Raw genomic sequence first — 24,739 nt, 5'->3', positions numbered from 1 at the left:
GGCGGGCACAGCTGAGGTTTGGGGATCACTGGGTCGCTGAGGAAGTGGCCGGCCTGCGTGAGGACTGGATGGACCACGCGGACCGGATCCTGGATGACGATGCCATTGTCACGGCGGTGTACGAAGCGCTCGGCCAGCGACATCCCAAGAGCCGCAGCCGCGGGCGGCGTGGTGCGCCGGCGGAGATGGTGCTGCGACTGCTCGTTCTCAAGCACGTTCGCAACTGGAGCTACGAGGTGCTCGAGCGCGAAGTACGCGCCAATCTCGTCTACCGCGACTTCGCTCGGATCGGCGGTGGCAAGATGCCAGATGCCAAGACCATCGGCCGGTGGGGCCTGGCGGTGGGCCCAAAGGTGATCAAGCAGGTCCACGGACGGATGGTGAAGATCGCGCAGGATCAAGGAGTTGTGGAAGGCCGGCGGATGCGCGTGGATACCACGGTGGTGGAGACCAATGTCCACTATCCGACCGACTCGAGCCTGCTGGGCGACGGCGTGCGCGTGCTCATCCGCACCATGAAGGAGGTCACCAAGATCGCTGGAGAGACCGGTACCAAGTTGCGCGATCGCAGTCGCAGCGTGAAGCTGCGGGTGCTCGACATTGCGCGGGCCGCACGCTCCAGGGTGAAGCAGAGCTCCGAGAAGCTCAAGGGTGCCTACGGGCGGTTGCTCAATTCGGCCAGCCGCGTGGTCGGACAGGCAAAGCAGTTCTCGGCGCAGATCGCCGCGGGAGTGAAGCAGGCCCCCAATGCGATGGGGCAATTGAAGCTCGATCGCTTGCGCCATCAGATCGACGAGATGGTGCCGCGAGTAAACCAGGTCATGAAACAGACCAGGGCCCGGATCTATCGCGGCGATACGCGCTCGGAAGGTAAGCTTTTGAGCGTGTTCGAGCCTTCGACGGAGGTCATCCGCAAAGGCAAGGCGGGCAAGCCCAACGAGTTCGGCAAAATGGTGAAGTTGCAGGAGGCCGAGAACCAGATCGTGATCGACTTCGAGGTCTATGACAAGCGGCCCAACGATTCCGACCTGCTCATTCCCGCGCTCGAACTCCACCAGGCGGCGATCGGACGCGTGCCGCACTTGGTTGCTGCCGACGCGGCCTTCTATTCCGGTAAGAACGAGGCCGCTGCCAAAGCCAAGGGTGTCAAGCGTGTGTGCATTCCCAACCGCTCCACCAAGAGCGCTGAGCGCCGACGCGAACAGAAGAAGCGCTGGTTCCGCAACGGTCAGAAATGGCGTACCGGATGTGAGGGCCGCATCAGCGTGTCGAAGCGGCGACACGGGCTCAGCCGCTGTCGCTACAAGGGCGAAGATGGAATGAAGCGTTGGGTCGGACTCGGCGTGATCTCCGATAATCTCATCAACATCGGCCGCGCCATCAATGAGAAATCGTCAAACTAGAAACGCGCCGAAGATCACCAACGCTTTACCAACACCCCGCCGCTATCGCCGGCGGGGTGTCGTCTTTTCAGCACGCATTCCAAATCACTTCAATTCGAGAACGGCGAATTTTGCGCCGGAAAGTAGCTAGAGGAAGGCTCTGCCGTTGTGCGCCGGAGCGCAAGATGGGCAGAATTGTTGTTAACAGATGCAGAGTCAGCAGTGCTGGTTTGTCTAGGCGTTGATTGGACGGACTGACGCTACAAGTGATCAGCGCCGCAGCGCCCAAAGCATGTTGACCACGAAAGCAACAGGAGGCCCGACGAGGGCGCCAAGTACGCCGAGTGATGCTGCGAAGAAGATACCGTGACCGGTCAGAGCAGCGACAATGATTCCGACGGCGATGCAAACGACAGTGATGAAAACCATCCGATTGTCATTGCGCGCTTCGGCGCCCAACCGCTTTTGCTCTTTTCGGGAATGCCGATAGGGACCGCTGGGCTCGGTCGACCCGCAATGCGGGCAAGTTATCGCGCTGAAGGAAATCGGGCTATCGCAGTCGTAGCAATCGGTGAGTTCAGGCATAAATGAATTTCCGAAAATATCTCAATCAAAACCATAGGGCGAGCGAACCAGAGGCGGCAACTAGTCTTTTGATTGGACCACGCGCCCACAGCCGAGAAAGCTCGCTACTCCCGCGTGCCCACCGGCCGGGCTGAGTGCTCCCGCTCGTGCACGCTCGTGCTCACGTGCAGGGTCTCCGAAGTCTTACGGAATGAATCTTCGTTTCATCGAAGCGCGTTTTGGCCTTTAATCCAAGGCATTAGATAACGTGATCATACTTTGCGAAACGCCCGACAGGACCGCGCCCTGTCGGGTTTTCGCTGTTTGGTCGTTGGCGTTATTCCTTCCGCGCCAGCCTTACACCAGGCCCGCCGTCGATCGATTGGCCATCGCTGAGGAAGATGACGCCGGCAGCCTCGAGGGCGGCGCGGATGGCGATGAGATTGTTTGCTATTGGGAAGGAGCGGCCTGTCTCAAAGTTTCTGACGGTGGATAGTCCCACGCCTGCCGATTTGGCCAAATCATCTTGCGAGAGGTCTACCAGGGCTCGTGCGGCGCGACATTGTGCTGGCGTCATGAATTTTAGCTCCCAACAATTTCCGTTATCTATAACGAAAATCGTTTGACATGGCGATATATAACGATTATAGTTATTCTTAACGTTAATCGTTACATGGAGAGAGCTACGCAATGCCGCAAGCCGTCAAGAACACCAGCCTGTCCCAGTTCCTGTACACCCACGAAAAGCTGCGGAATCTAACCCGTGGTCCACTGCCCAGCGACATCGTTGAGGAGATGACCAGCACGGCACGCGGCATTGCCGAGAGGATCCTTGAAGCGCCTGCCTCAGACTGGCGAGAACTGTGCAGGAAGGCCCTGGTGCTACTCGACGAGCTGCCCCGCGAGCCGGAATGGATCGAGAGGATTGAAGCCACCCTTCGCCACGATGATGCCCGCCTGTCGTTGGCTGATGCGGCCGACCAGGACGAGGCAGCCTGACGAGTTTGGTATAATGCAGCTGGTCCGGTTGATTCGCCGCGAGTCAACCGGCCTCATTGTGCGCCGCCTTTGTCGGCGAGGTAAGCGAAGTAATTTTTCTCAGGGGCACGCTCTTGCCTCCCGCCATTTCGACCAACCATCCGGCTTCCTCGCGAAGCCGGCGACCTGCATTCATTCCACATGGTGCCTGGCCCCGCCGCATGCGGGCTGACCTTGCGGCAGGGTATTGCGGTGAAACGACCGTTGACGACTTCCTTAAGCGGGTTGGCAAGGAATATCCTATGCCCCGCGTGGCCGAGGGGCGCAGAAGACTATGGCTGATCGACGATCTGGACGCAGCGATAGCGCCGCACATCGCGCAAGGCGACCTCGCCGAGGATTATTGACCTTGGACCTTCCGCGGCACGTCATATGGAAGCGGCTCAAGGGCAGCGGCCAAGTTGCCTTCTACTACAACGTTCCGACGAAATATCGGCAGTTGGACTGCACGGTCGAGAATGAGCCCCTTGGCACTGACTTCGCCAAGATGAAGGAGCGCGCCAAGACCCTCAACGATCAATTCGATGAATGGGATCAGGCGCGCAAGGGGCAGCCGGTTTCGCCGGGCGCTTTGTTGCCGAAATACGGCACCGTCGACTGGCTATTTCGTGAGTACAAGCGGAGCGATGCCTATCTCAACAAGGTCGCCATGCGCTCGCGCAGCGACTACGAGTGGGCCATGGATCAGATCTGCGAGATCCTCAATAAGCGCGGTGAACGCACCGGCAGTCAGCAGGTCAAACGTGTCTCGCCGCGGACTGCAGATAAACTCTACGCCAAGTTTCTTGAAGGCACCGGCAAGAAGGACCTAAAGGGCAAGCAGCGTCTGCGTACCGGCGAAAAACTGGTTGGGCTGTGTCGGAAAGCGTGGCGGGTGGTGCATCGCCTCTTTCCAGACGAATTCGATCGGCAGGTACCGAATCCGTGGACTGGTGTGACGCTGAAGGTGCGCGCGAAGGCTGAGAAGCCGGCGGTCACCCGCGAGGAGGTCTACACCTTCGCGTGGGGTGTCATTGATGACTATCCGGAGATCGCCGCTACCGCCGTCATTTGCTTCGAATGGCTCCAGCGTCCGGAGAACGTCGTCCTCGGTCACATGAAGTGGTCCGATTACCGCGCGCCGGCCGCGCCGTCGACGATCCGAGTGGTCCATCACAAGACCAACAAGGTCGCCCCACACCCTCTAGAAGAAGAGACCGAGGACGGGGTGGTTCGCTTCTATGCTGAGGCAGAAGAGGTGCTGGCCCGGCTGCCGAAGCTCGGCGTGCAGATGATCCTCCGCGAGCTGGGCAAGAACTCCAAGAAGGAGAAGGGCAGGGAGGGGGTCGCGATCCCGTGGGTCTACAGTTCTATCAACCACGCCGTTGCTCGGCTCAGGAAGAAAGTCGATGGCGTGCCGGCGCACTTCACGCTGGACGCATGCCGGCACGGCGGCATGACTGAGCTTGAAGAGGCTGAGCTGACAGACGGCCAGGGGCGCGCGCTGTCGATGCACAGCACCCAGAAGTCCTACGAGGGATACGCCAAGCGCACGCAGGCGCGCATGCTCGGCGCGACGCGCAAACGCCACGCTCACGTCTTGGCTGAGGCCGTTGCGAAAGAGCTAGCCGCGAACGAAGCGGCGACAAACGTTCAGAACGGCGCTTCGGAAGGCGTTCAGAATGGAAAAAGGGGTTCGCTAGAAGCGCCGCAAGTTCATAGACTTAACTGGCGCGCTCGGAGAGATTCGAACTCCCGACCCTCGGAATCGAAATCCGATGCTCTATCCAGCTGAGCTACGAGCGCGCGTGGCAGGTCGATTAGCAGACCTGAGCCGAAACGGCCAGCGATGGCTGGCGATGTTTTTGAAAGGACTTGGTTCGGAAGACTTGGTTCGGAAGACTTGGCGACCGCTTCGCGTGACGGAACAGATCTCACTCGCAGGGATGCCGGCGGTGATCCTGGCCGATATAGGCGGCCGAACTCTGATAGCACTTGTTGCTCGAGGGGCCGTCGTAATAGGCGAACCTGCCGGGCTCAAAGCCGGGGCCGTAATTGTGCAAATAGCTGATGTGGTAGGGCAGGCCCCAATGGGCGTGACGGTAATGGTGATGCCGGTGGTGCGGGTAGACCGAGAGGTCGGCTGCGACCGCCGGGGTGAGGGCGATGGCGGCCACGGCTGACGTGGCAATGGCTGCGGCGGCGAAGAGCTTCAGTTTGGTCATTTGCGGCCTCCTGACGTCACACTGGAATCGGGATTTTCTGCCAATTCCAGCTCCATTTAGCGCGAATTGGGCCGAAAGGCTGCAGGAAATCAGTCACAGCGCGCCAAATTTTGCCTTTTTGCGCATGCTTAACGGATTGCCAACACAGTCCGGCCAGAGTCTTTCGGTCAGGTCCAACCGCGGGCCGATCTTCCGTCGATCACTTAAGGGCACTTCGGATCCGAACGTTCGATGCGCATCACGCCCCTTGCCTTGCTGTTGCTCGTCCTGGCTGCCGTGCCCGCGCGGGCCGATATTCTCCACATCACCCGCGACCATGGCGGCTATGTCGAGGAGTACAAGGCCAAGTACCAGAGGATCCGCGCGCGCGGCGAGCGCGTCGTCATCGACGGCATCTGCAACTCGGCCTGCACGCTGGTGTTCGGCATCGTGCCGATGAACAAGATCTGCGTGACGCCGCGGGCGAGCCTCGGCTTCCACCAGGCCTACTACGACAAGGCCTTCACCTTCGGCATCAAGGTCACCAGCCTCGAAGGCACCTCCGACCTGATGTCCTATTACCCGGGCACGGTGAAGGACTGGATCCGCCGCAACGGCGGCCTCACCACGGAGATGAAGAAGATCAAGAACGGCCCCGACCTCTGGAAGATCGTCGATCCCTGTCCGGAAGAATGGTAGGCCGACCGTCTCCCATGCGATGATTTGCGACACCGTCTGCAGCAGCCGTCCCTTTCTTCTATCGCACGCTACAACCCTGGTCCCCTGTAGCTTGATCGCCTAGGCGGAACCCGGCTGCCTCGCCGGAACGCGGCCATCTCGTCTGAATGAGAGATGGCTCACAATCAATTTCGGCGTGCGGTGATATCTCATGAACGCCGTGGGCAGCGCCCGCGGGCGCATAGCTGCGTCATGATCGCTTCACGCACAACGCGTTAGCTCGTTGCGGCGCAGGTGAGGAGCTAGGCGGGTGGTTGGAGCCGGATTTGGCGGCCCTGCATGGCGCAGCATTTGCATAACGGCGCTTTTGTGGATGAGTCTTTTCACAAAGTAAGGAATGGACAATGCTGACCGCCGCGGAATGCCAGGCCCAGGCCAACAAATGCAAGAGGTTGGCGCAAAACCCCGGAACATCTGAGCATCGCGCCGCCTTGCTGCGCAATATTGCGCGCAGTCTCGCCGGCCTCGCTAACCAGCTCGATCGGCTCACGGCAATCACACGGGATGAAGCTAGGGGCCAACCGGCCTCGGCAGACAGGCCCATCGCGCGAACCAACTGACAGCCCTTAATTCGGCCGCGTGTCATCAGACTGATCCGCCTTGTAGGATCGTCAGACGCTCAGGAGTTTCCTTGAGCTCTGACGTCGCCATCCGACACGAGCAGCACCGATGCCTTTGATTTGCCGAGCACAGCCGCGGCGACGCTGCCGAAGTTCAGGCTCTCGCCCTGGATGCGGTCGACGCCGATAACGACAAGGTCGGCGCCAACGGCCGCGATCTCCTGCAGGATCGCCACCTCGGGCGCGGCGTTGGCACGCAGCGTCGTGGCGACATTGACGTCGTAGCGCGCTGCGGTTGCCGCGATGTCTTTCAGGATCGCTTCCTCGCGCGCCAGCGACATGCTGGCGCCGGTCCGCCGCGCGCCCTTGTCTCGCGTGGTCGAGACGTAGACGACCTGCAGCCGCTCCGGGCTGAGCCGCGCCAGCGCGATCGCCACGTCGGCGCCACGCCGCGAGACATTGCTGCCGGACACCGGAACCAGGATTTTCCGCGCGTTGACGGTGGGCTCCTTCTGGTGGACGCCCTTCGCGGCCACGATCGCAAGCGGGCCCTCGAACCCAGCGGTGAGCTCGTCGATGCGTTTGTCGAACCCGCCGTCGCCGCTCGCGACCTTGTCCATGCCGACCACGAGCAGGTCAAAACCCTTCCTGGCCTCCTCGGTGATCGCTTCCGCCGCGGTCGTGTCGCGCGCGCGGGTAATGACGTCGACATTGCCGCCGCCGTCAGGTTCGGCCTCGGCGCTGGCCTTGGCCGCATTGATCACGGCGGCCTCGTGGCTTTCCTCCTCGTCGCGCTTCTGCTCCTGCTGCCTGGCGCGCGCGCCGACATGCAGCACCGTGATCGGAAGGCCACGTCCGCCGGCGAGGAGGCCGGCGAGATGCGCCGCGAACCTGGCATTGGTGCTCTCGTCGACCGCGAGCAGCAGGCGCTCGAGATTGGCGACAAAGCCGCGCTGCTCGTACTCCTCGCGCTCCAGCCGCTCCTTCTCCTCCTCGCCGAGCGGCAGCCGCGCCAGCGCGGCGCGCAGCATCGGCGGCATCGCCATCGTGGTCAGGATCGCCATGGTCACGATCATCGAGAACATGGTGTGGCTGAGCACACCCATCGAAAGCCCGATGGTTGCGATGATCACCTCGGTCGAGCCGCGCGCATTCATGCCGCTCGCCAGCGCGTAGGACTCCTTCCGCGTCAGTCCGCCGAGCGCGCCGCCGACGAATGCGCCGCCGAACTTGCCGATGCTCGCGATCAGCACGAGTGCTGCGGTCAGCAACAGGAGCTGCGGATCCTTCAGCACGGTCAGATCGGCGCTGAGCCCCGCGAGGCCGAAAAAGACCGGCATGAACAGGCTCGAGATCAGGCCGCGCAGCCGCTCGTCGATCTGCCGGGTGAGAATGGGAGACTCGCCGACCAGCACGCCCGCCACGAAGGCGCCGAGCACGGTGTGGACGCCGATCAGATGCGTGATCATCGCCATCACGCTCATCAACAGCAGGATGACCGTAATGACGGCTGCCGAGCTGACCAGATTGTCGTTGGCCCAGCGGATCAGCCGGAATACCAGCCGGCGGCCGATCGTGAAGCTCACCGCGAGGAAGGCGAGGGTTCCGAACAGCGCCTGCGCGACCGACAGCAGGTCGAGGGTGCCGCGCGAGGCCAGGCTGAAGATGACGGCGATGATGATCCAGCCGATCGTGTCGTCGATGATCGCGGAGGCGACGATGATCTGGCCGACATTGCGCCTCATGAAGTTCATCTCGCGCACCACGACGGCGACGATCTTCACGGACGAGATCGAGAGCGCGATGCCGAGGAACAGCGAGGCGATCAGCCGTGCTTCGGGATGCGGCAACAGATTCTGCGGCAGGAATTCGCCGAGTGCAAACCCGCAGGCGAACGGCACTGCGATCCCAGCGACAGAGATCGTCATCGCGGCGCGGCCGACCTTGCGGACCAGCTTGAGGTCGGTCTCCATCCCGGTCAGCAGCAACAGCAGCAGGATGCCGAACTGCGCCACGCCTTCGATCAGCGCCTTCTGTTCGCCGGACGGGGGAAAGATCGCAGCCTGTGCCGACGGCCACAGCCAGCCGAACAGCGACGGACCGAGCAACAGGCCCCCCAGCAGCTCGCCGATGACGGAGGGTTGGCCGATCCGCTGCATCAGTTCGCCAAGGCCGCGTCCGACCGCGATCAGGAGCGCGATCTGGACCAGGAAGACGAACTCGGATGGACGGCTCGCTTTGTCACCTTCGGCATCCGCCGCCGTGACCATTGCCAGCAGAATGATGACGGCCCAGATCGTCGGTTGAAGCCGCCCCCAGCGGATCAGCATCGTGTCTCCGATTGCCCCGTTTGCACGTCACGAGCGGCGCAGCCCGCGCCTGGATCACCGTTGGTCAACGCACAGGTTCCAAAAGCGATCCGTGGTGCCCGTCGAAGGTCGAGTTCCCCGCAGTTTGGAACGGAGGCGGGGCCAATCCGTTTTATCTCCGTGATGTCGGAAGTCTCAGTGCCAACGGGCCGGGCCGGCGTTCCGGGGCGGTCTTGCCCGCATGAACGGAGTGCCACGATGTCTACACGATCCAATCTGTCGAAAGCTGAGCTCGCACGAAGCGCCGCCGGTGCCGCATCGGCCCTGGTGTTGTGCGGATTGGCCCTGTTTGTCGCCGCCCATCATCTGAGCGGCGGTTAGGAAACTGCGCCATAGAGGGCACGGGCGGAGGCGGCCGGCCGTAGCACGGTGACGGCTCCAGTTATTTCTTCTCGTCTTCGCCTACATCGTCATCATCAGCCGATGCCGGCTCCACGATCTCGAACCTGGACCGGCTGAAGCGGCCCAGACCGCTCAGCTCGTAGTAGTCGTCTTTCTCGTGAACCTTGGTCACCTCATAGATCTGTCCTACGGTGAGCATGTCTCGCTGCAACGTGTTGTCGACGCAGCGAACGCGGAAGATATTGCCGGTGTCGACCATGCCGTTATCCTCGGTTACTGGCTGGCTTCGTTCGCTCGCGCGTCGCGGCCCGGCGCGCACGACCGATGACCCGCTGATCGCAGGGATCACGAATTCCGTTTCGACTGTGTCAGCCCTGGTGCCGGATCAAGGAGCTCGCCGTCATAGGATACGAGCTTCATGTGATAGCCGGACGGAAGCCCCTCGCTCGCTGCGTCGTCCGCGACCGGAACGTCGAGGATCAGCCCCGACACCAGCGCGTGTTCCCAAGCCTGATTTTCCGTCGGAAAGGCCTGGTCGATCTGTCGATCGCGATCGAACAGCGCGTAGGGCATCCGGTTCCTTCCTGAGCACAAGCAGTCGGTGAGCATGTCGCGCGTCGTTCCGTGCGACATGCTCAAAACGCTTGTCCCCATGCGAGCGTTCCTGGCATTCGGCGTCGGGATCTATGCCTGCCGCAGCCGCCTCCCGGCCAGGCGGCGGGATTGCACAATCGGGCCGTTCGGATGCGATTGCCGCTAGGATACGAGGCGAAGATTTTTCGACAATTCGAGCAAAGCGGGCCGATAGGGCGGATGAGGATCGTCGTCATCGGGGATGGCGCACGACCCGAATTCCTGCTGGATGCGCTGGATCTCCATGACGCGATCGTTCAATCGCTGCAAATGCTCGAGCGACCTGGCCTTCCAGTAGCGGAACGTGTCGCGTGTCACGGGCACGAAGGCCGTCCCGAATAAGGTGGGATCGGGCACGATGGTTCGCCCGAGCAGGAGATACCTGTCGGAACCGACGATGACGAGCGTGGCATAGCGGCGGCGTCCGCCCACCCTGAGCCCGTCGAGTGACAATTCGCACAGCTTGCTGAAGTAGGGCTCCTCGCGCCACCGGTCGGGACAATCGAGATCGACCTGCACGTTGAACGCGTCCAAGCCAAAATGCGGGACCATGCCCGACTTCTCGGGAAACCAGTCGTCATCGAGATGGCCTTGCAGCCAGGTGCAGCTAAACGAGCGGCACTGTCGAGGACGCTGCTGGTAGATCTCGCAGCCTCCGCCGGCGAGAATATGCTTGCACGCCTGGTTCACCGGTTTTCCGACGTCGGTGACTTCAAGCACCTTGCAGCAGAGGGTGCAGGACCCACACTCCCGGACGGTCGGAGCCTCCGGTATACCGAGGGCCCACGAGCCCTGGCTCTCGCGAAATACGAGCTTCTGCTTCTCCAGTGCGTTCAACGCACGGTCGACCTTTAGTCGGGACAGCCCTGTCGCGTCGATGATACCTTTCGTCGTCGACGCACCGCTTTCCACCGCCCGAACGACGATCAGCGCCACTTGATCCATTGTTGTTCTTCTTGCCGGCTCTTCTTGTGCCTGGTTTTTGGGCGCCGGTATCCGCGGCGAAAAATAATCGCCGGGATGCTGGCATCCGAAGCCGTTGCCGCGAACGCTTGCGACACAACACGCAACTCTAATAGCGAGAGCAGGACGCCGCACGCGGCAAACGTGCATGGCTTCCTTGAAGACAAATCGTCGTGATTGGCAGTGCCGCTTCGGTAATTTGTAACCGTCAGCGGCGAAAGCGCTCGCGATACTCGCTCGGGCCGGTCCCGATTCGTCGCATGAAGGCGCGGCGCATCGTGTCGGGGCTGGCAAAACCGCAACTCGACGCGACGCGCTGCAAGGGCATGTCGCTGTCCTCGAGCAAGCGCCGCGCCGAATCCACGCGGGCCATCTCGACAAAGTCGGCCGGCGTCATTCCGACTTCCTGCCGAAAGATACGGGTGAAGTTGCGCACGCTCATCGCGGCGCGCGAGGCAAGCGTCTTCACCGTCAGATCCAGCGGCAGGTGATCGAGGATCCAGTGCTGGATCGCCTGGATGCGTCCCTCGGTCGCGATCTGGGCCGCGAGATGGGCGCTGAATTGCGACTGCCCGCCCGGTCGTTTGAGGAATACGACCAGACGACGCGCAACCGCGAGCGCCACGTCACGGCCGTGATCGTCCTCGATCAGCTTCAAGGCGAGGTCGATTCCTGCGGTCACGCCCGCCGATGTCCAGAGTGCACCGTCTTGCACGAAGATCTGGTCCGACACCACCTTGGCCGCCGGAAACCGCTCCGCCAGCTCGGCCGCGTGCTGCCAGTGCGTCGTTACGTTGAGGCCATCGAGCAGTCCGGCGGTGCCGAGGAAGAATGCGCCGGTGCAGACCGATCCGTAGCGGCGGCTGCGTGGTGCCTGCCGCTGCAACCACGCGGGCAGGGCGGACTCGGCGTAGGCCAGCGCATAATCCGGCGTGCCGGCGACCAGCAGTGTGTCGATCGGTCCGTCGTCCTCGATGATCGAGCGATGCGCCATCAACGACATCCCCATGACATTGACGACGCGATCCGGGCCGACCGACAGCAGCCGCACATCGTAGTCGCATCGGCCGGGAGCCTGCCTGTTGGCCTCGAGGAAGGCGTCGAGAGGGCCGGAGATGTCCAGCGACTGCGCGTTGGGCGGAACGACGATGGCGATCGACTTGCTGCTCAACTGTCTGCCTCAGCTGCCGTCCGCTTCGGTGTGGTGCGTGATGCAGGCAGCACGCGGTTGTACCAGACCGAGGCGAAATGCCCAGAGCGGCAAGGGCAGCAAGCAGAGCATGCCGCCCTGATTGCGCTAGAGATCGCCGGCGGCGAGCCTGGTGAGCGCGTCGGCAACGCCTTTGCCGTAGGCCGGATCGGCCTTGCTGCAGTTGGCCACGTGGCGCTCCTGGATGTGCTTGGACGCCTTGCCGACCTGGCGCGCGGTGTTGTCGAACAACGCCTGCTTTTGCGCGGCATTCATCTTCCGGAACAGATCGCCCGGCTGCTGCCAGTGGTCATCATCCGCGCGGTGATCCCAATGCGCGGCGGCGCCTGATATCTCCAGCGGTGGCTCGTTCAGCTGCGGCTGGTCGGTCCATTCGCCCGTGCTGTTCGGCCAGTAGGCCGGCGTGCCGCCAAGGTTGCCGTCGGTGCGCATGGCGCCATCCCGATGATAGCTGTGAAACGGGCATTTCGGCGCGTTCACCGGGATCTGGTGGTGGTTGACGCCGAGACGGTAGCGCTGCGCATCGCCATATGAGAACAGGCGGGCCTGCAGCATCTTGTCGGGCGAATAGCCGATACCGGGGACGACGTTCGCGGGCGTGAACGCCGCCTGTTCGACCTCGGCGAAGAAGTTCTCCGGATTGCGGTTGAGCTCGAAGTAGCCGACCTCGATCAGCGGATATTTCGCCTTCGGCCAGACCTTCGTCAGGTCGAACGGGTTGAACGGGAAGGTCTTCGCCTGCTCGTCGGCCATCACCTGGATGAACATGGTCCAGCGCGGGAATTCGCCGCGTTCGATGCTGTTGAAGAGGTCGCGCAGATGGCTCTCGCGGTCCTTGCCGACCAGCGTCTCGGCCTCGGCGTCGGTGAGGTTCTCAACGCCCTGCTGGGTACGGAAATGGAACTTGACCCAGTTGCGCTCATTGTTCGCGTTGATGAAGCTGTAGGTGTGGCTGCCGAAGCCGTGCTGGTGGCGGAAGCTCTTTGGGATGCCGCGCTCGCTCATGACGATGGTGACCTGGTGCAGCGCCTCCGGGAGCAGCGTCCAGAAATCCCAGTTCATGTCCGCATCGCGCATGCCGGTGCGCGGGTGCCGCTTGATGGCATGGTTCAGGTCGATGAAGCGCAAGGGATCGCGGAAGAAGAACACCGGGGTGTTGTTGCCCACCACGTCCCAGTTGCCTTCGTCAGTATAGAATTTGAGCGCGAAGCCGCGGATGTCGCGCTCGGCGTCGGCCGCGCCGCTCTCGCCCGCCACCGTCGAGAACCGTGCGAACATCGGGGTCTGCTTGCCGATCTCGGAGAAGATCCTGGCCTTGCTGTAACGGGTGATGTCGTGAGTGACGTGAAGGTGCCGTGGGCGCCGGCGCCCTTGGCGTGCATGCGCCGCTCCGGAATCACTTCGCGGTGGAAGTGCGCGAGCTTCTCGATCAGCCAGACGTCCTGCAGCAGCGCCGGACCGCGCGGTCCCGCCGTCATGATGTTCACGTTGTCGGTGACCGGCGCGCCGGAGGCGTGGGTCAGAAATAGTCGTTTGGTCTGGTCAGTCATGGGAGACTCCTGGTTGCTTGTCGAAAGGCAGCGCTTCGCCGTCCCGGCATTTCCGCCGAGCGAAGCGCGATTACGATTGCGGACTTGGTTACGGCTGAAGGCGCCGCTTTGCGCGCTCGTGGAAGATCGACCCGATGAAATCGAGGCTCGTTCTCGCCGCCAGCAGCGACGTGATCCCGGACGGATCGTAGGGCGGCGAGACCTCGACGAAATCGACCCCGACCACGTCGAAGCGCCGCGCGACCTCGCGCAACAGATCCTTGGCTTCGTAATAGGTGAAGCCGCCATGGCTGATCGTTGCCGTCCCCGGCGCGATCGACGGGTCGAAGCTGTCGACGTCGATCGAGACATAGACGCGTTCGCCGTCGGCGATATGGGCAAGCGCCGCCTTGGCGCCGATCTCGCGGAACTTGCGCAACGCCACGACATGCGTCCCGTAGGCCTTCGCCGCCTCGTAGTCCTTCCTGCTGACGGCGGCCATGTTGTGCGGTCCGATCGTCGTGATGTCCTTCACATGCGCCATCTCGGACGCGCGCCGCATCGGGCTGCCATGGCCCCAGGTGATGCCGTTGCGTCCGTCGATGAAGTCGAAATGAGCATCCAGGTGCACGATGTGGATCGGCTTCTCGCTGGAATAGGCGGCAATCGTCGCCATCGTGATGGCGTGGTCGCCGCCAAGGATGTAGGGCATCACCTTGGCATCGAGCAGTGCGCGCACCGCGAGTTCGGCGTTCGCCAGGCTACGCTTGGTGTCGGCGTAGATGACATCGCTGTCGCCGGCGTCGAGGATCTTGACTTCCCTCGCGCTGAGATAGGTCACCTCGTCCTCGAAGTCGAACACGCCCTCCGGACCGAAGCCGTGGAACATCGACATCTCGCGGATCGCGCGGGGCCCGAAGCGCGTCCCGACGCGATAGCTCGAGGCGGTGTCGATCGGGATTCCAAGGATCGCAACGTCGGCGCCGTCGAGCTTGTCCCAGTCGGTGCACGCCGGTTGGCCCGCGAAGGTGGCGAGACCGACAAAGGGCAGATCCATTCGCTCCGGCATGTTGCGGGTTACGTGCTGCGTGTCCATCGCAATATCCTTTCTCTGAAACGGCAAACCGCCGTTTGCCTGCTCTGAGCGGCTCTCAGCAGATGTCATCCGTGACGCCCTCGCGCGCGTAGGCGCGGCGCACCGCGGGCAGGGCGCTGACCTTATCGAGCAGCCTCGCGATGCCCGGCCGCGAGCGCGGCGGATTGGTCATCGGACGCGCCCAGCGCGCGAGCATGACCAGGTAGAAGTCGGCGGCGCTCAGCGTGTCGCCGAGGAACAGCGGCCCGTTGGTCTTCAGGTGCTGTTCGATGACATCCAGATAGGCGCCGGCGCGCTGCTCGGCGCCGCGCCTGACGACCTCCATGGCGGCTGTGTCGCCATGGGTCAGGCGCTCCGGGTATTGCCAGATCATCAGCTCTTCCTGCAGCGAGTTCGTCAGGAAGGTGATCCACTGATAAAACCTGGCGCGCTCGGGCGTGCCGATCCTGGGCGCGAGGCCGGCCTCGGCGTGCTTGTCCACCAGGTGGAGAACGATCGCGGCGGCCTCGAACAGCACCAGGTCGCCATCGACCAGCGTGGGGATGCGGCCGTTGGGATTGATCTTCAGATAATCCTTCGACTTCTGGGCATCCTTGGCCCGATCGACCAGGACGAGATCGTATGTCTGGCCGAGCTCTTCGAGCACCATGTGAGGCGCTGCGTTGGCGTTGCTTGGAAAATAATGAAGTTGATACATGGTCTCTCGGGCTCCGCGTCTGGATGCTCCGAGAATTAGAAAGCACAGCCCTTCGCATCAACGACCGATGTCCGCCGATTTCGGCCAAAGGCCCGCCGATCTTGGCCAACGTGGTCCGACGTCATATCGAGCCACGCCGGCAAGGGCGCGGTGCACTATCAGTGATGAGTCGACCGGAGCCCGCGTCGCGAGCAGGGCCTATCTGTCCGCCCTCGAGCTGCGGCGTACCGTTCCGCGGACGGCCAGGCTATCCGAGCGAACTGCTCTGGTTTCGTCTGATGATCTTGAGCGTCAGCAGGGCCGCTCCGAGCACCAGGAGCAGGAGGCCGACGACCATCGTGCTGGAGGACTCGTATGTCGCGCCGACCGCCGTCAGCAGGCATCCGAATATGATTGTAACGAGACCGCCAAGCTTCTTGATCAGCAGAACCGGTCCGTCGCTCGTACTTGCCACCATGATCAACCTCACGCGTCAAGTGATGCAGCCATTGAGGCAGCATTGTCGCCAATCGCTGCGAGCCGGTGTTGTTCCAACAAAGCTGCGGGCTCGCAGCTGGCCCGGCAATCGTACACCCGGGCGCCCATGATGCAACCGTTGCTTGAACCTTGTCGCGGCCGATCTCGCTTTTGATTCAATTGCTCGCGCTTTACGGTTGCGGCAATCATGTTTACCTAACAGCTTGTTGGAACACTGCGGCCGCCTGATATCCGGTTCGGTCTTGTCGCAGCGCGAGACGGCTGACACTCTCGGTGCGCAGGGAGGTGGGGCAACCCGAAGATGGGAGCAGCATTTGCAACCGGCATCATTGCAGCCGTCCTGGTCATCGCAGCATTGATCCGGGCGAGCGGCGTGTTCGCCCCGCTCGCGGCCGCGCTCTTCATCATGGCGCTGGTCTGGCCGGTGCAGAAATGGCTGCAGTCGTGGCTGCCGAAGCTCCTCGCGCTTGCGATCACCCTTGTTCTCACGGTTGCGGTTTGCCTTGCATTTGCGTCCCTGGCGGCGTGGGGGTTCGGCCGGGTCGGGCACTACGCGATCGCGGATGCGGCGCGGTACCAGGCGCTCTACATCGCAGCGGTGGCGTGGCTCGACGATCACGGCGTCTCCGTCGCGGGCCTGTGGGCGGAACATTTCGACGTCGGCTGGCTGCTGCGCGCCACGCAATACATTACCGGTCGCGTCAACACGACGCTGAGCTTCTGGCTGATCGCGCTCGTCTATGTCGTGCTCGGACTTCTCGAGATCGAAGATGTCGGCAGGCGTATAGAAAGGCTGGACAATCGCACCGCCGCGCGCGTGATGCTCGACGGCAGCAGGGCGACCGCAGCCAAGCTCCGGCGCTACATGGTGGTGCGGACCCAGATGAGCGCGGTCACCGGTCTGCTCGTGGGGCTGTTTGCCGCGGTGACCGGACTGCCGTTCGCATTTGAATGGGGCGTAATCGCCTTCGTGCTCAACTATATTCCGTTCATCGGCCCCTTCGTCGCGACGCTGTTTCCCACGCTGTTGGCGATGACGCAGTTCGAGAGCTGGCAGGCGGTGCTCGGCATCTTCGTGTGCCTCAATATCATCCAGTTCGTGGTCGGCAGCTACGTCGAGCCGCGCGTCGCCGGCTCGGTGCTGTCGATCTCGCCATTTCTCGTGCTGTTCGCGATTTTCTTCTGGAGTTTCGTCTGGGGCCTGTTCGGAACCTTTATCGGCGTGCCTATCACGCTCGCCATCCTCACCTTCTGCGCGCAGCATCCGTCGACCCGCTGGATCGCCGAGCTCTTCGGCAGATCGGCGGAGAAGACTCCGGCCAAAGGCTAGAGCGTTTTCGAGCGAAGTGGATACCGGTTCGCGTGAAGAAAACGCGTCAAAGCACGGAGTCTCTAATCTCCGGCAATATCGATGCGCTCCGGCTCGGCAAGCTGAAGCCTCCCGTCCGGACCTCTGGCGATGTTGTGGATGTAGAAGTGCGTGGTGACGTCGTCGGGGCGCATCACGGGTGAGGGCGCCGAGACGATCCGCAACGGACCGCAAGCGCCGATCCAGTCGATGTGGCGGTGACCGTGCATCACGATCGAGCGATCGGCGAACGCCTGCAATCGGCGGACGAACCAGCTGCCGTTGATCAGGGCCGTTCCGACCCGTTCGGAGAAGGCCTTCACCGGCATCGGATATTCGATGAGGTGATGGTGCAGCGCGATGATCCAGCATGCGCTCGGAAAGTGCCGCATCGCGGCGTCCAGCCGCCGCATCTGGTCGTCGGAAACCAGTCCGAGCGCGTTGGTGAAGGAGAAATGGGTTTCGGCGTTGGAGTTGAGGATGGCGATGCCGAGGCCATCGGCCTGATCAGGTGGCAGGATCATCGGGAATTGGTCGTCGAACACCCCGTGCAGCGAGGCGGCGCGCAGGATGCCCCCATGATCGGCAAACCCAACGATCCGCTCGCGATGCGGTGCAAGCGCCTCAAGGAGCATGGCCGGAAGCCTCCCCAAGCTGTCGACGACGTGCACGCGGTCGCCTTGCACCGCCGCGATCGCCGAAAGGGTGCGGACCTGCCGCAGCCGCTTCCCGGAGCTGAAGGGGAGGTCGAGCCGGGCCGGATTGGCGCGGTCGACGATGTTCAGGTCGTGATTCCCCGGAAGCATGAGCGTGCGCGCGGCGAGTTGGGGATGGAGAGATAGCGCATCGAGAAATTCGGCCCATTCGGCGGCCCGCCCGGCATCCGTCATATCCCCGCTGATCAGCACGTGGTCGAGCGGATTGACGGCATGGATGTAGGAAAGCCTCGCCAGCACGCGATCGAGACGTTCGTTGCCTCGCGGACCGGCCCGCCCGCTCTCGATCCTGAAGCCGTATCGCTCGCCGACCGTGTGGAGATCGGAGAGATGGGCAACGCGCCAGATGCGCGTTCCCGATGGCACGGTGTCGAACGCGGCGAGGTCGACCGGCTGGTCCATGCTGGCATCCGCAACACCCCAGGCCAGCGACGCGGCGGCCAGATAGCACGACACCAGCACCAACGCGTTGGCGAGCGTCGGCACCACGAGATGATGCATCAGTGCGAGCTCATTCAGGCTGGCTGTCCATCGCGTCGCCGGCCATGCCAGAAGCGCGATCAGCGCCGCGCCGGCCGACAGCAGCACGCCGGCGCCGAGCGAGCAGGCGCGGCGGAGCCGCATGCGAAACGCTGGAGTGACCTTGCCGCGCCAGGCCCGCTCCACAAGATGGCGCAGCGCCTCGCGCGCGAACGCATAACTCGGCTGAACCGCGAGCGCGTTGAGGGACCAGAAATTGGTTTCGGCGATCCGGAGCAGGGGTCGCCAGCCGAACCATCCTAGTGCTGCGATCGCAACCAGCGTCAGGGCGGCGCCTATTTCGGTCAGTGCGCGGGCATGGATCGAGAGGCTCGCAAGCCAGGCCGAAGCCACCAAGGGTGCAAGGCCGAGCAAGAGGCCGGGCAACAGCAGCGAGGCAGCCCAGGCCACCAGCAGCTTTGGCAGGCTGATCTCGACCAGCAGGCTGCCGGCGATTGCGAGTAGCGAGCGCTGTCCAGGGCTGGCGGCATCGTCCTCGACGTCACCCTGGCGGGGATCGAGCGGCACGCTGTTCTCCTTAACCTCTTGAACCTCTTGGTCGGCGAGCTCGGTCGAGCAGCGAGCCCGGCACCTGCAATCTTGGAGCGTTTGCGCATGCTCCGTCAAACGCCCGGTCGTCGTTTGGCACAAACTGCATAATGAGACTGCGTCGGTGCGTGAAGGTGTATTCTTTGCGTGGAACAACCGTCGCGTCGGTTCCTTGAACGACATTGAGATCGGGCGAATAGGTGCGAGACGCGCGTCGCTTGCGGCATTTGTGACAAAGTGTGCTGGACGAACACATGCACTGCAAACCCTGGGTGACTGGATCGTTGACTCGATGTTGGTTTTGAGCGCCTACTTCCAACGCCGACCAGAGACCTCGACGCCAAAGTCGAGCTGGAAGGAGGAGCCGATGCGGCCACCTTCGATCGCGGAACAAGCGGAACGGCCTTACATCTCGACGGGGCATTTGCCCGATCCCGAGATGGTGCAGAAGCTGGTGTCCGACGCTCATCTGCGCTTCAAGTCGAACAGCGAGGGCGCGAATTCGCAAGTGTATCCGGCACTCGCCCGAGTGCCGAGCGAGCTGTTCGGCGTCTGCGTGGTCGGGACCAGCGGGCGCGTCTACGGCGCCGGCGATATCGAATACGAATTCTCGATCATGAGCGTGTCCAAGCCGTTCGTGTTTGCCTTGGTGTGCGAGGCCATCGGCCCTGAAGCGGCGCGCGCGAAACTGGGGGCGAATGCGACCGGGCTGCCGTTCAACTCGCTGGCCGCGATCGAACACGGCGGTGGACGTACCAACCCGATGGTGAACGCCGGCGCGATCGCGACCACGAGCCTCGTGCCGGGCGCGAGCGCGGAAGATCAATGGCGGCTCATTCATGACGGCCTGTCGCGCTTCGCCGGACGCAAGCTTCCGCTCAACGACGAAGTCTACGCTTCTGCCTCGAAGACCAATTTCCGCAACCGCAGCATCGCGCGGCTGCTCGAGAGCTTTGACCGGATTTACTGCGACGCCAAGCAGGCGACTGATCTCTACACAAGACAGTGCTCGCTCAATGTAAGTGCCAGGGATCTGGCCGTGATGGGTGCGACGTTGGCTGACGGCGGCGTCAATCCGATCACCAAACAGCGCGTCGTCGATGCGGCCGTGTGCCACTATGCCCTGGCCGTCATGGTCACGGCCGGGCTCTACGAGACGTCGGGCGACTGGCTGTACGACATCGGCTTGCCCGGAAAGAGCGGCATCGGCGGCGGCATCGTCGCGGTGTCCCCGGGAAAGGGCGGTTTCGGCACCTTCGGTCCGCCGCTGGATGCCGCGGGCAACAGCGTGCGCGGGCAGCTCGCCGCAAAATTCCTGTCGCAACGACTGGGCATGGACCTGTTCGTATCCCAACCGGACGAGTGAACCGATGCACAAGGGATCGGCGGTCCTGCAACCCGACCGATCGTAGAGCCGGACAGACTGGAGGCCGTGATGGCGACGCAAGCGATCTCGATCGGCGACGTTCACCAGGAGGAGCGGGCATCATGGGTGCCCATGATCGCGATTGCGCTCGGGCAGATGATCATGTCGTTCAACGTCGCGTCGCTGCCGGTCGCGATGGGCGGGATGGTGGCGAGCTTCGGGGTGCCGCCGACCACGGTGGCGACCGGGATCGTGGCCTACTCGATGCTTGTTGCCGGGTTCGTGATGCTCGGCGCGAAGCTCGCCCAGAGATTCGGGGCGGTGCAGGTGTTTCGCGCTGCCGTTGTGCTCTTCCTGATCGCGCAGATCACGATGACGTTCAGCCCGACGGCCGCCGTCATGATTATCGCTCAGGGACTCTCCGGTGCTGCGGGCGCGGTGATCGTGCCTTCACTGGTTGCCCTGATCGCCGAGAACTATTCCGGGCGGCAGCAGGCGACGGCGCTTGGGGCACTTGGCTCGGCGCGTGCCGCCGCCGGTGTGCTGGCATTCGTCGTCGGTGGGCTGCTTGGAACCTATATCGGCTGGCGACCCGCGTTCGGAATTCTCATCGTGGTCTCGGCGATTGCTTTCGCCCTCAGTTTCCGTCTGCGGGCTGACGGCGGTCGCTCGGATGTCCAGATCGACCTGATAGGTGTTGCTCTCGCCGCGAGTGCGATCATCTTCATCAGTTTCGGATTCAACAATCTGAACGGTTGGGGCGTGCTGTTGGCGACCCATAACGCGCCGTTCGACCTGCTCGGCGTTTCGCCGGCACCGATCCTGATTGTGCTCGGCATCCTGCTCGGGCAGGCATTCCTGATGTGGACGCACCGTCAGCAAGCCGCGGGGAAGACGCCTCTGCTGGCGCTCGAGGTGATCGATTCGCCTGAGGAGCGGTGCGCCGTCTACGCGTTGTTCGCCGTTGTCGCGCTGGAGGCCGCCCTGAACTTCACGGTGCCGCTCTACATCCAGATCGTGCAGGGACGCTCGCCGATCGCAACCGCGATTGCGATGATGCCGTTCAATCTGACGGTGTTCTTCGCGGCGATGCTGATCGTCAATGTCTATGACCGATTGACGCCGCGTCAGATCGGACGCTTCGGCTTTGGTCTTTGCACCATCGCGTTGCTGTGGCTCGCTTTCGTCATCCGCAACGATTGGAACGAGATTCCCGTTCTCTTCGGGCTCGTGTTGTTCGGCATCGGCCAGGGGTCGCTGGTGACGCTGCTGTTCAACGTTCTGGTCACGGCATCGCCCAAGGAACTCGCCGGTGACGTCGGGTCGCTGCGCGGTACCACACAGAATCTTGCCTCTGCGGTTGGCACGGCGGTTGCCGGAGCGCTTCTCGTGGGGCTCTTGAGCTCGATCGCACTTGGCAAGATCGCGGCGAGCCCGATGCTGTCCAAGGAGCTTCAGAGCCAGGTCGATCTCGACAACATCACCTTCGTCAGCAACGACCGCTTGCGCAGCGTGCTGGAAGGCACGAGCGGGACGCCGCAGCAGGTCGAGGAAGCGGTGCGGGTCAACACCGAGGCGCGGCTGCGCGCCTTGAAGGTCGGATTGCTGATCATGGCCGGCCTCGCGCTGCTGGCGATTATTCCCGCGGGGCGCCTGCCGAACTATCGCCCGGGCGAGATACCCGGTGATGGGGCGGTCAACGAGGGTGAGCGAGCGGCCTGAGCGGTGCATGGCACGCCCTTCGGAAAGAAAGTCCCTGTGCGAACATAATGGAGCGAAGCATGGATGACATTGATCGTCGTATTGCATTGCAGAGGATGTTCGGAGGCGTCTTAGCCGCAGGTCTGGGCACTGGCTTGCTCGTGCGTGCGGCCGAGGCGATGCCGGTCGTTCCCGAACACGCCCTGCTCGCGAAGGCGGACGATCAGGAGCCGCGGGTTGAAGCTCAAGCGGTTGTCACGCGCCGCGGTCCACGGCGGCCGCCGCCGCGGCGGCACTGGCGTCGCCGGCGCCGCCGGGTCTGTTGGTGGCACAGAGGGCGCCGCCGTTGTGCATGGCGCTGGTGACGGCGGGCGTGGGCATCGACGGCTTCACTGGACACTGAGGAGAACGGCATGACCGCCTATGAGAACAGCTCCACGACGCTCCGCGGCATGACGGCACCGCCATTATGGGTGTGCGTTCTCCTCGGCCTCGTCATGGTCTTCGCGGGCCTCTTTGTCCTGGGAGACGTCACGCTCTTCACCGTGGTGAGCACGATCTTTATCGGCTGGACCGCGATTTTCGCCGGCGGGTTCGAGATCGTGCACGCATTCTGGACCAAGGGGTGGGGCGGCTTCGTGTGGCAGTTGCTGCTCGGGGCGCTCTACCTTGCATTCGGAATTATCCTGCTGACCCAGCCGGTGACGAGCGCGCTGATCCTGACCTATGTCCTCGGACTGTTGCTCCTCATCTCCGGCATCGTGCGCATGCTGGTCGGCATCGGCCATTGGCAGCAATCCGGCTGGATCATGGTGGCATCCGGCGTGTTCGGCGTTCTGGCGGGGCTCATCATTCTGACGGGGTTTCCGGCAACCGGGCTGTGGGTGCTCGGGCTGCTGCTGGGGATCGACCTGCTGTCTCACGGCATCGGATGGCTGACCTACGCCTGGGCGCCTGCGGCCAGAGCGGCGCCCTAGACCGTCGATCCGTCAAGGAGCAGCGGACTTTCATCAATCAGTGGCAATCGGATCGATCCCTTGTGCACACCGAGATCGATATCGAACTCGGTGCGCCAACGCTGGAGAGCGGACATGACGGTTTTGAGAAAGTCAGGCTTCGGGATTCTTGCACTACTCGGGTCGATTGGGTTGAGCTTGCTTGTTTCGCCGCAGGCGCGGGCCCAGCAGGACTCGAGCGTCCTGTTCCAGAACGTCCGGATCTTTGACGGCAAGAACGGCGAGCTCTCTGCACCGTCCAACGTGCTGGTCCGGAACAACAAGGTCGAGAAGATCTCGACGGCCACGATCACAACCGATGCCCAGGTGATCGCCGGCGGCGGACGAGTGCTGATGCCCGGGCTGATCGACGCGCATTGGCATGCGATGCTGGTGCGCCCGACGCCGGCGTCCGCCCTCGCGAACGATGTCGGCTACACCAATCTGCTCGCCGCGGCGGAAGCCACGGCCACGCTGATGCGCGGTTTCACCACCGTTCGCGACATGGGGGGGCCGAGCTTCTCGCTCAAGCGTGCGATCGACGAGGGGCTCGTTGTCGGCCCGCGCATCTACCCGTCGGGCGCAATGATCACCATCACCGGCGGCCATGGCGACTTCCGGCAACTGTCCGAGTTGCCCAGAACCGTCGGCGGCATGCTCAGTCGCATGGAGAGAATAGGTGGCAGCATGGTCGCGGACAGCCCGGATGAAGTCCGCCTGCGCGCCCGCGAGCAACTCATGCAAGGAGCCTCACAAGTCAAGCTCACCGCGGGCGGCGGGGTCGCCTCGCCACACAGTCCGCTCGACGTGTCCACCTTCACCGAACCGGAACTGCATGCCGCCGTGGAAGCTGCCGAGAACTGGGGGACCTATGTCGCCGTCCACGCCTATACCCCGGTTGCGATCCAACGATCGATCGCAGCGGGGGTGAAGTGTATCGAGCACGGTCATCTCATGGACGAAGCGACGGCTCGCCTGATGGCCGAGAAGGGAATCTGGTTGAGCACCCAGCCGTTCGTCGATCTGTCAGGTGCCAGCGCCCTTGGACCCGCAGAGCTGGACAAGATGCGACAGGTCGTTGCCGGCACGGACAGGGTTTATGGCTTTGCAAAGGAATACAAGCTGAAGACGGCCTTCGGCACCGACATTCTGTTCTCGCAGGCGCTTGCCGAAAAGCAGGGAGCCATGCTGACCACGCTGACCCGATGGTACACGCCGGCCGAAGCGCTCATCATGGCGACGTCGACCAATGCCGAACTGCTTGGGATGTCCGGACCTCGCAATCCATATCCAGGCAAACTCGGCGTGGTCGAGGAGGGCGCGCTGGCCGACCTGCTGCTGGTCGATGGCAATCCAATCGACAACATCAAGCTCATAGAAGATCCGGCAAAGAACTTCGTGGTCATCATGAAGGGTGGCAAGGTCTACAAGAACCTTCTTGTTGGAGATCGGAGCAAATAGCCCGGTGCGACAAACGGTCCCGACGGGCAACTCGATTTTGCTTCACACTGCCTCGCCGAAGTCCAGTCCCCGCCGAAGAAAAATTTCTGTTTTACAGAAGTGCAACTCAGTGTATGAATTGGCCGTCTCACCCGATTGAGGGGCGCGTCGCGATCGTCACGAGTGTTGCGGTGAGATGGCGGTGGACGCTGAGGTCACGACTGACGAACGTGGCAGATAGCGGACGGCGAAGTCGTGCAGGCCTGACGCCCTAGTGGCAGGTGTCCTCGTTCAAGACGCACTTGCGTCTTGAACGGGCGGTGA

22 protein-coding genes, 1 tRNA gene and 1 pseudogene are annotated in these 24,739 nt (G+C 62.9%); 8 read left to right on the top strand and 16 right to left on the bottom strand.

Features of this window, described 5'->3' with window-relative positions; translation table 11 throughout:
- Positions 1-1,403: ISNCY family transposase (locus AS156_RS16270; protein ID WP_082747396.1), on the top strand; the 1,403-nt coding region annotated here is incomplete at its 5' end.
- A gap of 249 nt (positions 1,404-1,652) precedes the next feature.
- Here the strand turns inward: AS156_RS16270 and AS156_RS16265 are convergent.
- Complete coding sequence (locus AS156_RS16265) at positions 1,653-1,967, bottom strand: hypothetical protein (RefSeq protein WP_066506041.1); 315 nt, start codon at positions 1,965-1,967, stop codon at positions 1,653-1,655.
- Between the two features lie 316 nt (positions 1,968-2,283).
- Positions 2,284-2,523, bottom strand: coding sequence for a helix-turn-helix domain-containing protein (locus tag AS156_RS16260; RefSeq protein WP_066506038.1), 240 nt, complete (start codon positions 2,521-2,523; stop codon positions 2,284-2,286).
- Between the two features lie 113 nt (positions 2,524-2,636).
- Here AS156_RS16260 and AS156_RS16255 point away from each other — a divergent pair, with 113 nt between their 5' ends.
- Positions 2,637-2,945 (top strand): hypothetical protein, encoded by a 309-nt coding sequence (locus AS156_RS16255; RefSeq protein ID WP_066506035.1) that lies wholly within the window; start codon positions 2,637-2,639, stop codon positions 2,943-2,945.
- Between the two features lie 847 nt (positions 2,946-3,792).
- Here the strand turns inward: AS156_RS16255 and AS156_RS16245 are convergent.
- The 3 genes from AS156_RS16245 to AS156_RS16230 all read right to left on the bottom strand — a co-directional run bounded on the left by AS156_RS16245 (position 3,793) and on the right by AS156_RS16230 (position 5,188).
- Positions 3,793-4,080 (bottom strand): hypothetical protein, encoded by a 288-nt coding sequence (locus AS156_RS16245; protein ID WP_066506030.1) that lies wholly within the window; start codon positions 4,078-4,080, stop codon positions 3,793-3,795.
- Positions 4,081-4,692: 612 nt separating this feature from the next.
- Positions 4,693-4,769 (bottom strand) — tRNA-Arg (locus tag AS156_RS16235).
- Between the two features lie 128 nt (positions 4,770-4,897).
- Positions 4,898-5,188 carry a hypothetical protein gene (locus AS156_RS16230; RefSeq protein ID WP_066506022.1) on the bottom strand — a complete coding sequence of 97 codons (291 nt, stop codon included), beginning with the start codon at positions 5,186-5,188 and terminating at the stop codon, positions 4,898-4,900.
- 231 nt (positions 5,189-5,419) lie between these two features.
- Here AS156_RS16230 and AS156_RS16225 point away from each other — a divergent pair, with 231 nt between their 5' ends.
- Positions 5,420-5,866 (top strand): hypothetical protein, encoded by a 447-nt coding sequence (locus AS156_RS16225; RefSeq protein WP_066506016.1) that lies wholly within the window; start codon positions 5,420-5,422, stop codon positions 5,864-5,866.
- A 658-nt stretch (positions 5,867-6,524) separates the two neighbouring features.
- Here the strand turns inward: AS156_RS16225 and AS156_RS16215 are convergent.
- The 9 genes and pseudogenes from AS156_RS16215 to AS156_RS16175 form a co-directional block, all read right to left on the bottom strand.
- Positions 6,525-8,795: a cation:proton antiporter domain-containing protein gene (locus tag AS156_RS16215; RefSeq protein WP_066506012.1), complete on the bottom strand. Its 2,271-nt coding sequence runs from the start codon at positions 8,793-8,795 to the stop codon at positions 6,525-6,527.
- Positions 8,796-9,216: 421 nt separating this feature from the next.
- Positions 9,217-9,435 (bottom strand): hypothetical protein, encoded by a 219-nt coding sequence (locus tag AS156_RS16210; RefSeq protein WP_066506010.1) that lies wholly within the window; start codon positions 9,433-9,435, stop codon positions 9,217-9,219.
- 86 nt (positions 9,436-9,521) lie between these two features.
- On the bottom strand, positions 9,522-9,749 hold the full coding sequence (locus tag AS156_RS16205; RefSeq protein WP_066506064.1) for a hypothetical protein: 228 nt from the start codon (positions 9,747-9,749) through the stop codon (positions 9,522-9,524).
- A gap of 183 nt (positions 9,750-9,932) precedes the next feature.
- Positions 9,933-10,754, bottom strand: a complete 822-nt coding sequence (locus AS156_RS16200) for a hypothetical protein (protein WP_066506007.1) — start codon at positions 10,752-10,754, stop codon at positions 9,933-9,935.
- 226 nt (positions 10,755-10,980) lie between these two features.
- Positions 10,981-11,943: a GlxA family transcriptional regulator gene (locus AS156_RS16195; protein WP_066506005.1), complete on the bottom strand. Its 963-nt coding sequence runs from the start codon at positions 11,941-11,943 to the stop codon at positions 10,981-10,983.
- Positions 11,944-12,069: 126 nt separating this feature from the next.
- Positions 12,070-13,532: pseudogene (locus AS156_RS16190) on the bottom strand (catalase).
- An 88-nt stretch (positions 13,533-13,620) separates the two neighbouring features.
- Positions 13,621-14,607 (bottom strand): agmatinase, encoded by a 987-nt coding sequence (locus tag AS156_RS16185; RefSeq protein WP_066506003.1) that lies wholly within the window; start codon positions 14,605-14,607, stop codon positions 13,621-13,623.
- A 55-nt stretch (positions 14,608-14,662) separates the two neighbouring features.
- Positions 14,663-15,304 carry a glutathione S-transferase family protein gene (locus AS156_RS16180; protein WP_066506000.1) on the bottom strand — a complete coding sequence of 214 codons (642 nt, stop codon included), beginning with the start codon at positions 15,302-15,304 and terminating at the stop codon, positions 14,663-14,665.
- A gap of 247 nt (positions 15,305-15,551) precedes the next feature.
- The gene (locus AS156_RS16175; RefSeq protein WP_066505998.1) at positions 15,552-15,761 is read right to left on the bottom strand and encodes a hypothetical protein; all 210 of its coding nucleotides are present in this window, start codon (positions 15,759-15,761) and stop codon (positions 15,552-15,554) included.
- A gap of 321 nt (positions 15,762-16,082) precedes the next feature.
- On the opposite strand from AS156_RS16175, the gene AS156_RS16170 reads away from it, so the two are divergent.
- On the top strand, positions 16,083-17,111 hold the full coding sequence (locus AS156_RS16170; protein WP_066505996.1) for an AI-2E family transporter: 1,029 nt from the start codon (positions 16,083-16,085) through the stop codon (positions 17,109-17,111).
- Between the two features lie 62 nt (positions 17,112-17,173).
- Here AS156_RS16170 and AS156_RS16165 read toward each other — a convergent pair whose 3' ends face one another.
- Positions 17,174-18,892, bottom strand: a complete 1,719-nt coding sequence (locus AS156_RS16165) for a metallophosphoesterase family protein (RefSeq protein WP_066506061.1) — start codon at positions 18,890-18,892, stop codon at positions 17,174-17,176.
- Positions 18,893-19,280: 388 nt separating this feature from the next.
- On the opposite strand from AS156_RS16165, the gene glsA reads away from it, so the two are divergent.
- Both glsA and AS156_RS16155 read left to right on the top strand, forming a co-directional pair.
- Entirely contained in the window at positions 19,281-20,279 is a 999-nt protein-coding gene (gene glsA / locus AS156_RS16160; RefSeq protein ID WP_066506059.1) for a glutaminase A, read from the top strand.
- A gap of 69 nt (positions 20,280-20,348) precedes the next feature.
- A complete protein-coding gene (locus AS156_RS16155; protein ID WP_245312845.1) occupies positions 20,349-22,001 on the top strand; it encodes an MFS transporter in 1,653 nt (550 codons plus the stop codon).
- A 110-nt stretch (positions 22,002-22,111) separates the two neighbouring features.
- On the opposite strand, the gene AS156_RS42085 is transcribed toward AS156_RS16155, so the two are convergent.
- Entirely contained in the window at positions 22,112-22,312 is a 201-nt protein-coding gene (locus AS156_RS42085) for a hypothetical protein (protein WP_136626253.1), read from the bottom strand.
- An 81-nt stretch (positions 22,313-22,393) separates the two neighbouring features.
- Between AS156_RS42085 and AS156_RS16150 the strand changes: the two genes are divergently transcribed.
- A complete protein-coding gene (locus tag AS156_RS16150) occupies positions 22,394-22,957 on the top strand; it encodes an HdeD family acid-resistance protein (protein ID WP_066505994.1) in 564 nt (187 codons plus the stop codon).
- Positions 22,958-23,071: 114 nt separating this feature from the next.
- The gene (locus tag AS156_RS16145; protein ID WP_066505993.1) at positions 23,072-24,436 is read left to right on the top strand and encodes a metal-dependent hydrolase family protein; all 1,365 of its coding nucleotides are present in this window, start codon (positions 23,072-23,074) and stop codon (positions 24,434-24,436) included.
- The last annotated feature ends 303 nt before the right edge of the window (positions 24,437-24,739 follow it).

The organism is Bradyrhizobium macuxiense, assembly GCF_001542415.1.
Taxonomy (GTDB): Bacteria; Pseudomonadota; Alphaproteobacteria; order Rhizobiales; family Xanthobacteraceae; genus Bradyrhizobium; species Bradyrhizobium macuxiense.
This window is presented reverse-complemented; position numbering and strand designations above follow the sequence as displayed.